Below are 11,653 nucleotides of genomic sequence, written 5' to 3'. Positions count from 1 at the left end.
GCGCGCAGCCGCTCGTGCACGTTCTCGACCTGCATGAGCAGTCCGTCCTGCAGCTCCGCCGGATGGAATTCGTCGGCAAGCGGGCTCGTCATGGCGTCACCGTTTCGGTGTCCCGGCCGGAGTGCAGCACCGTGCCGGGCAGGGCGCCGGTGGCCACACCGTCGCGGCAGACCTCGACGCCGCCGACCCAGACCGAGCTGATGCCGAGGGCGTCGGCGACGAGTCGGGGCGCGCCCGCGGGCAGGTCATAGCACGTGTGCTCCAGGCCGTGGCCGACGGTGGCCGGGTCGAACAGCACCAGATCCGCGTGGGCGCCCGGCGCTATCCGGCCGCGGTCGCGCAGCCCGTAGAGCCGGGCCGGCACGTCGGTGATCAGCCGGACCGCTTCTTCGAGCGTCACCACCTGGTGCTCGCGGACGCCGCAGCCGAGCAACGACGTGGTGTAGATCGCGCCGCACATCATGTCCAGGTGGGCGCCGGCGTCCGAGCCACCAATCACCACGTCCGGGTTGCGCCACGCCTCGGCGCGCAGCCGCCAGTCAGCGGCCTCGTCGCCGGTCGGCGCCGGCTTGAGCCCGGTGCGCAGCTCGTCGGCGACCACAATGTCGCACAGCGTGTCGAAAGGCTCATGACCGCGTCCGGCGGCGATCTCTCCGACGGAATGGCCGGTGGTACCGGCATTTTGAGCCGCGAAGGTCTCGACGATGATCAACCGCTCCCAGCGCGCCAGGCCTCGCAGGACACCGGCTTCCTCGGATTGGGCGCCCGCGTTGAGCCGCCGCCGCACCTCGGGGTCGGAGAGCGACTTGAGCCGCTCAGGCACCGGCAGGTGCATGGTGTCGCGCCATCCGGGCAGCCCGTCGAGCACGAAGCCGGACAGAAACGACAACCGGATGCTCATGGCGTGCGGCAGGGTCAGTGCGACCACCCGGCCGCCGCGCCCGGCGGCGATCTCCGATGCTCGCAGCTGTCCGGCGTGCCCGGTCGGGTTGGCCGTCGTCACGGAAAGCACGTTCCAGTTCAGTGGCCGGCCGGCAGCCAGCGACATGTCGGTGAGCAACGTGACCTCGTCGTCGGTGAAGCCCGACAGGCAGCCTGGCACGATTGCCTCCAGCGTGGTGCCTGGATGGCCGCGGACACCACCGGCCAGAGCGACAAGTTCTTCGCGCGAGGCGCAGCGCGACGGCACCGGATGGCCTGCGGCGTCGTTGTGGGTGTGCGACTGCGATGTCGAAAGCCCCAGCGCCCCAGCGGATAGCGCATCGTGCAGCAGTGCCGTCATCCGTTCGATCTGATGTGGGCTCGCCTGGCCACCGACAGCGTCGTCGTCCATCGCCGCCAACCGCAGCGCGGAGTGACCGACCAGAAAACCGGCGTTGACCGCGATGCGGCCGTCGAACCGCGCCAGCCAGTCGTGAAACGACGACCATTCCCAGTCCAGCCCGGCCCGCAGCGCGTCCAGCGGCATGCCCTCAACCCGGGCGAGCATCCGGGTCAGATAGTCCTGCTGGCCGGGCACCGCGGGCGCAAGCGTGAAACCGCAGTTGCCGCCGAAGACGGTGGTGACACCGTGCTGCACCGACGGGCTGGCCGTCGGATCCCAGAACAACTGCGCGTCGTAGTGGGTGTGCAGATCTATGAAACCCGGCGCCAGCACTTGGCCCTCGGCGTCAATCGTTTTCGCCGCCGACTCGTCGACCTCTCCGACCGCCACGATAAGGCCGTCACGCACGCCGACATCCCCGCGGCGGCCGGGCGTCCCACTGCCGTCGACGATCTCGGCATCGCGGATCAGCAAGTCGAGCACTGGATCTCCTAGGTTTGGGTCAGCCAGCCGCTGTCCGGCAGCGGGTGGCGGAACAGTTCCGCGGCGTTGCGGTGGGTGATGCGGGCGGCGTCCTGCACCGACAGGCCCGCGACATTGCGCCCGACCACCTGCTGGGTGTCCGGCCAGCTGGAATCAGCGTGCGGGTAGTCGCTTTCGACGAGGATGTGGTCGGCCCCGATCGCGTCCAGCGCACCGAAGGCGTGCGGGTCGTCGATCGAGCAGAACCAGAAGTTGCGCCGCAGCACCTCGCTGGGTAGCAGGTCACCCCGCCAGGCACCGCCCTCCCGCCCCGAAGCGGAGTGGGCCAACACGTAATCGGCTCGATCGCCGAGCATCGCCGCCCAGCCCAGCCCGCCCTCGGCCAGAGTGATTTTCAGCCGTGGGAAGCGCACCGGCACACCGGACCACAGCATGTCCGCGCAGGCGACCAGCGCGTTAACCGGGAACAGCGTGGTGATCGTCTCGAACGGGGTATCCGGCGCGGGGATCGGCGCCCACTGGGCCGATCCGGTGTGCAGGCAGACCACGGTGCCGGTCTCTTCGCAGGCGGCGAAGAACGGGTCCCACGCCCCGGTGTGTAGGCTGGGCAGCCCGCACTGGGCCGGCAGCTCGGGGAAGCTGACCGCGTTGAAGCCGCGGTCGGCGTTGCGGCGCAGCTCCTCGGTCGCCAGCTGCGGATCGGCCAGCCACGGCAGCTGCAGCGGGATGATCCGCTCCGGGAAACTGCCGGCCCACACCTGCAGATGCCAGTCGTTCCAGGCGCGCAGCACCGCCAATCCCAGCTGCCGGTCCTTGCTCTTCCAGAACACGGTGCCGCAGAAACCGGCGATCAGCGACGGAAAGTTCAGCGACGCCCAGATGCCGGCCAGGTCCATGTCGGCGATCCGGGCCTTGATATCCCAGCAGCCGCGACGCATCTCGTCGAACCGGACCGGCTCCATGCTCCATTCCCGGGGCGGGCGCCCGATCACCGCGTTGAGGCCGATGTTGGGGTATTCGCAGTCCTCGTAGCGCCACACCTGCCGGCCGTCGTCGGTCTCGATGATTTTCGGTGCCCGGCCGGCCAACGCGGCGGGCAGCCGGCCGTCGAACATGTCGGGCGGCTCGATGACGTGGTCATCGACCGAGATCAGAACGTGGTGACGCTCGCGGGGGGCGGGGTCGGGCAGCAGCGCCATAACCAAAACCCCTCTTCTCGCCTATGCCCGATGTTGCAACGGTGCGCGGCTCCCATCCAGGCTGATCGGCCATCCCAGCAGCGTCAACGGTGCGGTGAGAAGTTGAAAAGCCGGTGCTTACACGGGTAAGCATCGGTCGTCTCAGCTAACGGCCCGACCTCCCGCGACAGTGAGAGGAATAACACGAATTATCTCAAGCTGAGAAAAATATTGCCATTCTTCTACGCCGTGTAGCAGGCTTGTCCCGTGTCTCGCAAGGATTGGCTCGTGGGTGACGATCGCCGCAAGATCGCCGCTGAACGCATCTACGCCGCCGCAACCGACCTCATCGCACACGAGGGCCCGGACGCTTTCGACATCGACACCTTGGCCGCCCGCGTCCACTGTTCCCGGGCGACCGTCTACCGCTACGTCGGCGGCAAAGCGGAGATCCGAGACGCCGTCGCTGCCCGCGCTGCGGCTCGCATCATCGAAACAGTGCGAAAAACCATCGAGAATCTGACCGGAACGGAACGGATCGTCACCGCGATCACGGTGGCACTCAAACGGATTCGATCCGACCCATTAGTGCAATTGATGGTCACCTCGGCTCGACCCGACGAGGTGGCCTGGGTCACGGCATCGCCTTGGGTGGCCGGCATGACCACCGACCTCACTGGACGCACCAACCCTGACCCACAGGCCGCCCAATGGCTCGTCCGCGTCGTCTTGTCGCTGTTGTACTGGCCGATCAACGATAGCCGCGCCGAACGCGAGATGGTGCAGCGATTCATCGCTCCGGCATTCGCCGGGCACACCTAGATAAGGTGGTCTGCTTGCCCTCAGGGTGACAACGTGATCGCCTGCTCGGGGCAGTTCTGCTCACCAATGGCGGCCTGCTCCTCGAGGTTGCCGGAGACGTTCTCCACACGGATGACACAGTGCCCTATCTCGTCGGCGTCGAAAACCTCTGGCGCCAGCGTGTAGCAACGCCCGTGTCCGACGCAGCGGTCCGGATCGACCGAAACGCGTTTCACGGTGCCGGCACCGGGAAGGTCAGCGGCAGCGTCTCGACCGACCGCAACGCACGGGTATAGGCGAGTTCGACGCCGGACTTGATCTCGTAATCGGGTATGCGCCGGTGGAACTCGCGCAACGCCACCCGCAGCTCCATGCGGGCCAGGTGGGAACCGAGGCAGCGGTGCGGACCACCGCCGAACGCGCGGTGCCGATTCGGATTGCGCCGGAAGTCCACCAGCTCCGGGTCGGGGAAGTCAGCCGGATCGGTGTTGGCCGCACCGAGCAACGGACTGACCCGTTCGCCCTTGCTGATCGGGCAGCCGGAGACCTCGACGTCTTGCATCGCGACACGAACGACTCCGGGCACCGGAGTCTCCCAACGCAGCAGCTCTTCGACGGCGCCGGGCAGAATGTCGGGCTGCTCGACGAGCAGCCGGCGCTGTTCGGGATGACGTGCCAGGTACACGAAGAAGCAGTCCAACGAATCCGTGACCGTGTCCAGGCCAGCGATGAGGAACAGAAAGCAGATGTCCAGCAGCTCATCGCGCGACAGCGGCCGACCACCGACGTCCGCGGCGATCATGGCCGACAAGACGTCGTCGCGTGGGCTGGCGATGTGGTCGTCGACGGCACGCTCGAAGTACTCGTAGATCTGTTGCGCCACAGGCTCCGCGGCCTTCCCGTGTTCCTCGTAGCCCTGCACCCCTTCCGGGCGGATAACGCCGTCCTTCCAGGCCAGGAAGGTGTCCAGATCCTCCAGCGGCAGGCCGAGCAGCTGAAGGAACACCGTGCACGGCAGCGGGACCGCGAACTCGGTGTGGAAATCGCACTCGCCCCGATCGACGAAGCGGTCGATCATCTCGTTCACCAGTGCGGTGACACGTGGTTCCCGCCGGGCCATCTCGCGAGGGGTGAACAGTGGATCGAGGACACGACGGTACTTCGCGTGCTCGGGCGGGTCGATCTGCAGCGGGATCAGCGGCCGCAGGTTGCCGAGAGCGACGGCATCCATATTCGACGCGAACAACTCGGTGTGTTTGAGTGCCATCTCGATGTCGACGAGACGGCTCAGGACAACCACCTGCGGCGTCCGGAACACCGGAGTCGACTCGCGCAGCGCCTTGTACATCGGCTGCGGTTCGGCCACGCCCGTCACGGTCTGGTCGACGAATCCTTCGGTGTCGGTCATGCCGTTCAGCTTGACATCAACGTCACCTGTGGGCAATGGGCCGGGCAGGTGGCTTAGCGCGGTGCCGGGTGGCGCACGAAGCTCCGCGGCTGCGTGTACGCCCTGATCCCGTCGACACCGAGTTCGCGGCCCAGGCCGGACTGGCCGACGCCGCCGAACGGCAGCCGGGGATCCTGGGCCGCCATGCCGTGGCAGTTGATGCTGACCGTACCGGCGATCAACTGCGCGGCAACCCGGTGGGCCAGTGCGTCGTCACCGGTCCACACCGACGCGGTCAGCCCGAAGTCGGTGGCGTTGGCCGCAGCGACGGCGTCGTCGATGCCCCGATAACCCAAGATCGGCAGCACCGGGCCGAACTGCTCCTCGGTGGCCAGCGCGCAGTCGGCGGCGACATCGGTGACCACGGTCGGCAGCACGAAATACCCACCCGCGTCCGCATCGGCGTCGCGGATGCGGCCGGCGGTCCGGATCCTCGCGCCGTGCACGTGCGCGTCGGCGATCAGCGCCTGCACCCGGTCGCGCCCGGCGGCGGTGTGCAGCGGTCCAAGTGTGGTCTCGTCGGCCAGGCCGTCACCGACAACCTCCGCCTCGCACCGTGCCAGCACCGCGTCGGCCACTTCGCCGACCCGCTCGGCCGGGACGTAGAGCCGCTTGATCGCCATGCACACCTGCCCGCCGGTGGTGTAAGTCGCGGTCACCAGCCGTTCGACGAGTTCGTCGGTGACCGCCAGGTCGGGTGCCAGGATCGCGGCGTCGTTGCCGCCAAGCTCCAGCAGGACCGGGGTGAGCCGCGCCGCCGCAGCCGCCATCACGGCACGCCCGGTGGCCGCCCCGCCGGTCAGCGAGATGACGTCGACGCCGGGATGCGACACCAGGGCCTGGGCCAGTTCGCGACCCGGGCCGGCCAGCACGTTGACCACGCCCGCCGGCAGCGCGGCGGCGAATGCAGCACCCAACCGCAATGCCGCCAGCGGACAGCTCGGCGGCACCTTGACCACCGCGGTGTTGCCGGCGACCAACGCAGAGGCCAGTTTGGTCGCCATCAGCGACAGCGGCCAATTGAAGGGCAGCACCAGAGCAGCCACCCCGTAGGGCTCGCGCTGCAGCCGCGGGTAGGCCGACTGCGGGTCCATCCGTTCGGGTGCCAGTGCCGCCTCGGCCATCGATCCCACCATGTTGGCGACGACCGGTGCGATGTTCAGTTCCAGGGTCGCCTCGGCGAGCACCTTCCCGTGTTCGCGGGTGTACAGCCGGGCGCCGTCTTCGTCAATGAGTTGCCCGGCTGCCGCGGTTGCCGCAGCGGTGACGGCAGCGACCCGCTCCGCGACACGCAGTGCGCGCCAGTCCGCCATCGCTGTGCGGGCCGCCTGCACCGCGGCGTCGAGCTGGGCGCGGTCGGCGGCCGGCGCGTGGCCGACGATCTCGGCCGGCCGGGCCGGGTTGTGCACCGGGTAGGTTCCGGCGGCTCCCGGCCGCTGCGCGGAGCCGATGGTGAGCCATGCGGTGGCAGTCGCGGCGCCCGGCATGGCCCTCCTTGGCAGCCCGTTCCCCGCCTGCTTGACCTGGCGCGGTGGTGCCGCCATGGTAGGTCACTATGACGCGGGTTTCGGGTTCGCCACCGTGAAGGCGGTCGTGCTGCGGGAGGTCGGACAACCCGCCGCGGTGGAGGACGTCACGCTCCGCCCGGTCGGCCGCGGTGAGGTCCGGGTCCAGTTGGCCGCCAGCGGGATCTGCCACACCGACCTGTCGGTGCGAGACGGCACCATGCCGGCGCTGCTGCCGTGCACGCTCGGCCACGAAGGCGCCGGGACTGTCATCGAGGTCGGCGACGGCGTCACCACCGTCGGCGCGGGCGACCATGCGGTGCTCACCTGGAATGTGCCGTGCCGGCGTTGCGCGTACTGTCTGCGCGGCGAAGCGCAACTGTGTCCGCACGGGTTTGAGCACGCTTTCGGCCGGCCGTACGGCGACAGCGACGGCCCGGTCTGGCCGTCGATAGGCATCGGGACGCTGGCCGAGCAGACGCTGGTGCCCGCGGCCGCGGCGATACCGGTCGACCCAGCGCTGCCGCTCGACCATGCGGCGCTGCTGGGCTGTGCCGTGACCACCGGAGTCGGTGCGGTGCTGCGCACGGCGGTGGTCCGCCCCGGCGAGAGTGTGCTGGTGATCGGTTGCGGCGGTGTGGGTTTGGCGGCGATCCAGGGGGCACGGCTAGCCGGGGCGGCGCGGATCATCGCCGCCGACCGCGTCGCAGACCAGCTTCCGGTCGCGACCGCGAACGGCGCCACCGACACGATCGATGCGGCCGACCTGGCCGCCGCGGTTCGTGACCTGACCGGTGGAGAGGGTGTCGACCACGCGATCGAGGTGGTCGGCAGACCGGCCACGATTCGCGCGGCCTACGACGCCGCGCGCCGGGGTGGCACGGTGACCGTGGTGGGTGCGGCCGGCACCGACGAGACGGTGACGTTGCCGGCAATGGCATTGATGGCCCAGGGCAAGACGATTCGCGGCAGCGTTTACGGCAGCAGCGACCCGGCACGTGACATCCCGACGTTGGCCGATCTCGCCCTGCGTGGCCGGCTCGACCTGGAGGCACTGGTGACGCGGCGGATCGACATCGGCGCCGTGGAGGCGGCGTTCACCGATATGGTCGCCGGGCATGGGGCACGCAGCGTGGTCTGCTTCGACGACCCAGCGGCCGGCTGATGGACATTGGCTTCATCGGCTTGGGCAGCCAGGGCGCTCCGATGGCCCGGCGCATCATCGACGCGGGCTACCCGATGACGCTGTGGGCCCGTAGATCCGCCACTCTGGCCGCCTTCGCCGACACCGGTGCGACGATCGCCGAGTCACCCGCCGAACTCGCCGCCGCCAGTGACCTGGTGTGCCTGTGCGTGGTGGGCGACGCCGACGTCAACGAGGTCGCGACCGGTGGCTCCGGCTACCAGGGCCTGTTGGCCGGGCTGAAGCCCGGCAGCGTGATCGTCGTGCACAGCACCGTGCACCCCCAAACCTGCGAGTTGTTGGCCGAAAAAGCGGCTGCTCAAGGGGTTTATGTGGTCGACGCACCGGTCAGCGGCGGCGGGCCGGCGGCCGCCGAGGGTCGGTTGGTGGTCATGGTCGGCGGCGAGACGGACGTTGTCGAGCGTTGCCGGCCCGTGTTCGCAACCTACGCGGACGCCGTCGTGCATCTCGGCGGCCTAGGCTCCGGCCAGGTGGCCAAGTTGGTCAACAACGTGTTGTTCACCGCCAACCTCGGCACTGCGGCGACCGCGCTGGCATTGGGCCGGACGCTCGGCATCACCCGAGACGGGTTGGCCGAGGTGCTCTCCCGCAGCAGCGGCAACAGCTTCGCGCTCAACGCCATTCAACAGACCGGCGGCACCCTCGATAACCTTGCCACCCTGGCCGCGCCGCTGCTTCAAAAGGATGTGGGGTTGGTGACCGACCTGGCTGACGCCCAAAGCGCCGAAGCCACCCCGGGCGGCGTGGTGCTTGACGCCGCTAATGCCGCCCTGTTATTGATGCGACAGTGCAGGTAGGAGAAACCGATGGCGATGAACCTGGTGCATCGGTTGTGTTGCAGCTCGGTCCGCTACTTCAAAGTTGTCGAGGACCAGCTGTTACCGTGGGTACTTGCTGATGTGGACCTCGGGGACAATGTGCTCGAGATCGGCCCGGGCTACGGCGCCAACATCCGGGTGCTGATCGACAAGGCGCCACACTATACCGCCGTCGAGGTCGACACCCCGATGGCCGAGCGGCTACAAGGGCAGTACGGGGAACGGGCGCGCATCATCAACGGTGACGGCACCGACACTGGCTTGCCCACCGGCGAGTTCAGCTCGGTGGTGTGCTTTACGATGCTGCACCACATTCCGACGGCGGACCTGCAAGACCGCCTGTTTGCGGAGGTCTTCCGGGTGTTGCGACCCGGCGGGATCTTCGCTGGTAGCGACAGCGAGTCGTCGATCCCGTTCCGGATCCTTCATTTCCACGACACCTGCAACCCGGTGTCCCGCGACACCCTGCCGGATCGGTTGCATGCGGCGGGATTCGGCGATGTGAACGTCGACGCCAAGACCGGCAAACTGCGCTGGCGCGCGGTCAAGCCTTAAATTCCGCGCGAGCAGACGCGAAAGCCACCTCATCGGCCTATTTTCGGGGGCTTTGGCGTCTGCTCGACGGGTGACACCCTCGCGATCGCTACCCGCACCCCGTCGCCGATCTCGGCCGCGCCCGGCCCGGGCTCGCCGAATTCGAAGCCGGTGGCCAGGATCTCGCGCGCGATTAGCGCAGCATGGGTGTGTGCCCATGCTGCGCGGTCGGCGGGAACCGAGATCACCACGCTGATTCGGTCGGAGACGTCCAGGCCGGTCGACTTGCGCAGCTCCTGCAGTTCGCGGATGCGGTCCTTGGCCCAGCCCTCGGCCTCCAGTTCTTCGGTGACGGCGGTGTCCAGCACCACCAGGCCCGCGTCGTCGGACAGCGCCGCGGTGAATTCGGGGTCGGCCGCAACCAGCCTCGAGGTGTACTCCCCGGGCTGCAGCAGCACCGGCCCGGCGCTCAGGGTGCCGTCGGCGTTGACGGCGCCCTCCCCCGCTTTGACCGCCTTGATCGCGGCCTGCACCTGCGGACCCAGCCGGGGGCCGGCCACCTTCGCGTTGACCGCAAACTCGAAACGGCCGTAGTGGTTGACGTCGTCGGTGATCTCGACGTCTTTGACGTTGAGTTCGTCGGCGATCAATTCGGTGAACTCGCGCAGATGCAACGGATTCTCCATCGCCACCGTCAGTTTCGGCAGCGGCAGCCGAACCCGCAGCCGGTGTGCCTTGCGCAGTGACGACGCCGCCGAGCAGACCTCGCGCACTTGGTCCATGGCGGCGACCAGTGCCGGATCGGCCGGCAACGTGCCCTCGGCGGGCCAATCGGTCAGATGCACCGACCGCCCACCGGTGACGCCACGCCAGATCACCTCGGCAACCAGCGGCAGCAGCGGGGCGGCCAGCCGGCAGGTCACCTCCAGCACCGTGTGCAAGGTGTCGACGGCGTCGAGATCCTCGTCCCAGAACCGCTGCCGCGACCGGCGCACATACCAGTTGGTCAGCGCCTCGGTGAACTGGCGCAGCTGCTCACAGGCCGCGGAGATGTCGCATTCGTCCATCGCCACGGTCAACTGGTCCCGCAGCATCGACAGCTTGGCCAGGATGTAGCGGTCCAGCACGTGTAGGAAATGGGTGCGCCACACCCCGACTCGCGGCGCGTAGAGCGCCAGGAAGCCGTAGGCGTTCCACAGCGGCAGCAGCACCTGGCGGACACCCTCGCGGATGCCGCGTTCGGTGACGACCAGGTTGCCGCCGCGCAGGATCGGCGACGCCATCAAGAACCATCGCATCGCATCGGAGCCGTCGCGATCGAACACCTCCGTCACGTCCGGATAGTTGCGTCGGGACTTGCTCATCTTCGCACCGTCGCTGCCCAGCACGATCCCGTGTGCCACACAGGTTTTGAATGCGGGCCGGTCGAACAGGGCGGTGGCCAGCACATGCAGTGTGTAGAACCAGCCGCGGGTCTGGCCGATGTACTCCACGATAAAGTCGCCCGGGTAGTGCGCTTCGGCCTCTCCCGCCGCCCCACCCAAGAACCAATCCTCGTTGTCAAACGGGTAGTGCACCTGCGCATAGGGCATCGAGCCGGAGTCGAACCACACGTCGAGCACATCCGGGATGCGCCGCATCGTCGAGCGGCCGGTTGGGTCGTCGGGATTGGGCCGGGTCAGCTCGTCGATGTAGGGGCGGTGCAGGTCATCCGGGCGCACACCGAAATCACGCTCCAGCTCGTCGAGGCTGCCGTAGACATCGATGCGGGGGTAGTCGGTGCTGTCGGACTTCCACACCGGAATCGGGGTGCCCCAGTAGCGGTTCCGCGAGATCGACCAGTCGCGGGCGCCAGCAAGCCACTTGCCGAACTGGCCGTGCTTGACGTGTTCGGGATGCCAGGTGATCTGCTCATTGAGCTCGACCATCCGATCCCGGAACTCGCTGACGCGCACGAACCATGACGACACCGCTTTGTAGATCAGCGGATTGCCGCACCGCCAGCAGTGCGGGTACGGGTGTTCGTAGGTTTCGTGGCGCACCAGCACCGCCCCGTTGGCCGCTGCCGGGCCGGAGCGGTCCTTCAGGTCGCGGATGATCGCCGCATTCGCATCGAAGACGTGCTGGCCCGCATAGTCGGGCACGGTGGCATCGAAACGACCGCCGGCGTCGACCGGGGTGACCGGGGTGATCCCGGCCGAGTCGGCGGCGAGCTTGTCGTCTTCGCCGTAGGCCGGGGCCAGGTGCACGACGCCGGTGCCATCCTCGGTGGAGACGAAATCGGCCGCCAGCACCCGAAAAGCGTTGGGCGCGTCGGCGAAGTACCGAAACGGCGGCAGATACCGCTGGCCCAGCAGCT

Annotated in this window: 10 protein-coding genes; 4 read left to right on the top strand and 6 right to left on the bottom strand. The window is 68.3% G+C overall.

Annotation, left to right across the window (positions count from 1 at the left end; translation table 11 throughout):
• Positions 1 to 88: 88 nt before the first annotated feature.
• Positions 89 to 1,807 (bottom strand): N-acyl-D-amino-acid deacylase family protein, encoded by a 1,719-nt coding sequence (locus tag AC2VOP_RS02745; RefSeq protein WP_486959548.1) that lies wholly within the window; start codon positions 1,805 to 1,807, stop codon positions 89 to 91.
• A gap of 8 nt (positions 1,808 to 1,815) precedes the next feature.
• Positions 1,816 to 3,006, bottom strand: coding sequence for an amidohydrolase family protein (locus AC2VOP_RS02740; protein WP_486959547.1), 1,191 nt, complete (start codon positions 3,004 to 3,006; stop codon positions 1,816 to 1,818).
• Positions 3,007 to 3,252: 246 nt separating this feature from the next.
• Between AC2VOP_RS02740 and AC2VOP_RS02735 the strand changes: the two genes are divergently transcribed.
• Positions 3,253 to 3,807, top strand: a complete 555-nt coding sequence (locus tag AC2VOP_RS02735) for a TetR/AcrR family transcriptional regulator (protein WP_486959546.1) — start codon at positions 3,253 to 3,255, stop codon at positions 3,805 to 3,807.
• A gap of 20 nt (positions 3,808 to 3,827) precedes the next feature.
• Here AC2VOP_RS02735 and AC2VOP_RS02730 read toward each other — a convergent pair whose 3' ends face one another.
• Genes AC2VOP_RS02730 through AC2VOP_RS02720 form a run of 3 tightly spaced genes read right to left on the bottom strand, consistent with a single transcriptional unit; the run spans position 3,828 to position 6,777 of the window.
• Positions 3,828 to 4,022, bottom strand: a complete 195-nt coding sequence (locus AC2VOP_RS02730) for a ferredoxin (RefSeq protein WP_486959545.1) — start codon at positions 4,020 to 4,022, stop codon at positions 3,828 to 3,830.
• On the bottom strand, positions 4,019 to 5,194 hold the full coding sequence (locus tag AC2VOP_RS02725; RefSeq protein ID WP_486959544.1) for a cytochrome P450: 1,176 nt from the start codon (positions 5,192 to 5,194) through the stop codon (positions 4,019 to 4,021). The genes AC2VOP_RS02730 and AC2VOP_RS02725 overlap by 4 nt, the downstream gene beginning before the upstream one ends.
• Before the next feature lie 53 nt (positions 5,195 to 5,247).
• Positions 5,248 to 6,777: an aldehyde dehydrogenase family protein gene (locus tag AC2VOP_RS02720; RefSeq protein WP_486959543.1), complete on the bottom strand. Its 1,530-nt coding sequence runs from the start codon at positions 6,775 to 6,777 to the stop codon at positions 5,248 to 5,250.
• Here AC2VOP_RS02720 and AC2VOP_RS02715 point away from each other — a divergent pair.
• Genes AC2VOP_RS02715 through AC2VOP_RS02705 form a run of 3 tightly spaced genes read left to right on the top strand, consistent with a single transcriptional unit; the run spans position 6,776 to position 9,315 of the window.
• Positions 6,776 to 7,903 (top strand): Zn-dependent alcohol dehydrogenase, encoded by a 1,128-nt coding sequence (locus AC2VOP_RS02715; protein ID WP_486959542.1) that lies wholly within the window; start codon positions 6,776 to 6,778, stop codon positions 7,901 to 7,903. The two genes, AC2VOP_RS02720 and AC2VOP_RS02715, sit on opposite strands and share 2 nt — an antisense overlap.
• Positions 7,903 to 8,739, top strand: coding sequence for an NAD(P)-dependent oxidoreductase (locus AC2VOP_RS02710; RefSeq protein ID WP_486959541.1), 837 nt, complete (start codon positions 7,903 to 7,905; stop codon positions 8,737 to 8,739). Before AC2VOP_RS02715 ends, AC2VOP_RS02710 begins: the two co-directional genes overlap by 1 nt.
• Before the next feature lie 9 nt (positions 8,740 to 8,748).
• Positions 8,749 to 9,315 (top strand): class I SAM-dependent methyltransferase, encoded by a 567-nt coding sequence (locus AC2VOP_RS02705; protein WP_486959540.1) that lies wholly within the window; start codon positions 8,749 to 8,751, stop codon positions 9,313 to 9,315.
• Positions 9,316 to 9,344: 29 nt separating this feature from the next.
• Here AC2VOP_RS02705 and AC2VOP_RS02700 read toward each other — a convergent pair.
• The coding region (locus AC2VOP_RS02700; RefSeq protein WP_486959539.1) for a class I tRNA ligase family protein at positions 9,345 to 11,653 on the bottom strand (2,309 nt) is incomplete at its 5' end.

This window comes from Mycobacterium sp. TH-M106, from assembly GCF_057473765.1.
The sequence above is the reverse complement of the archived record's forward strand: the minus strand, read 5'-3'. Positions and strand labels throughout refer to the sequence as shown.